We start from the raw sequence: 1,088 nt of genomic DNA, 5'->3' as shown, positions 1-1,088 counted from the left end.
GTCCATGGATCAGGCGTCGCCTTCCTTGGGAGCGGACAGCGCCGCCTCGATTTCGGCGCGCAGGCGCGCCTCGCCCCAGCCGCCATCGATCTTGATCCCGAGTTCCGTCGCCTGGGCCTGGAGATCGGCCAAGGACTCGCCGGCGAGCGGCTCGGTAGAAGGGGCGCCGTCCCCGTTCTCGCTTTCATCGGCGCCAGACGACGGCTCATCCACCGGCTCATACACCGGCTCTTGCGCAGGCTCTTGCGCGGGCGACGCTTCCTTCACGACGATGCGCGCATGGCCGATTTTGATCATCGGCTCCATTTCCGGGTCGTATAGATAGGTGTGCCCGGCCTTCCATTGGATCGTCTTGTGATTGCGGCGAATCTGCCGCGTCTCGACGAAATAGACTTCCCGCTCTTCCATCTTTCCCGCCTCTCATTGGCCGGGCGGCGCTAGGCCGCCCGGTCGAGTGGATCAGTTCGCGCTCGGGTCGAGACGAGCCGTCGCCACCTTGCCGTAACGCGCTCCCCAGAAGATCATCACGATCGAGAGCGTCGTTGCGACGGCGTTGCCGGTCCCGACGCGAAGGCAATCGAATCCATTATCGACGTCGAGATCTTCGGCCTTCACCTCGATCTGATACTCGAGTTCCTTGGAATTGGTCGAATCGGTGGTGAAAGTGTCACTCGCCACAGCCGCTTCGGCGAGCGTGTTGCTCGCGCCTCGATCGACGTTGCGCCAGACCTTGGTGAAGGAGAGCGCCTTCTCGTCGGAATTGACGTTGGCGATATCCGTCGCCTGTTTCAGCGTGATTGCCGAACCTGTCACCGTCGTCGCATTGAGCGCGGTGATGATGATCGTGCAACGCGAATATCCCTTCATCGAGAAGCGGCGAGGCGAGGTCGAGGAGGGCGTCGTATTGGACAGAGCCACCTCTATGGCGCCCTGTTCCGACAGGCGTGCGTTTTCGGTGAGCATTGCGTGTTCTCCGAGATGGGGAAGACAGCGCCGCGACGCGGCGCCGGGTCAAGGCGAAGGCGAATGTTCAGGACGTGCGATCGTCCAGCGCCACATAATGCGACAGCGTATTGCTGCCGTTGAGC

The 1,088-nt window shown here is 62.3% G+C and carries 2 protein-coding genes; both read right to left on the bottom strand.

Features of this window, described 5'->3' with window-relative positions:
• Positions 1–9 precede the first annotated feature (9 nt).
• Complete coding sequence (locus A1351_RS10510) at positions 10–408, bottom strand: hypothetical protein (protein WP_064032937.1); 399 nt, start codon at positions 406–408, stop codon at positions 10–12.
• Between the two features lie 51 nt (positions 409–459).
• The gene (locus tag A1351_RS10505) at positions 460–963 is read right to left on the bottom strand and encodes a hypothetical protein (protein WP_064032936.1); all 504 of its coding nucleotides are present in this window, start codon (positions 961–963) and stop codon (positions 460–462) included.
• Positions 964–1,088 lie beyond the last annotated feature (125 nt).

The organism is Methylosinus sp. R-45379 (assembly GCF_001644125.1).
In the GTDB taxonomy this organism is placed as follows: domain Bacteria; phylum Pseudomonadota; class Alphaproteobacteria; order Rhizobiales; family Beijerinckiaceae; genus Methylosinus.
Note: the sequence above shows the minus strand (reverse complement) of the source record. Positions and strands in the feature narration are given on the sequence as shown.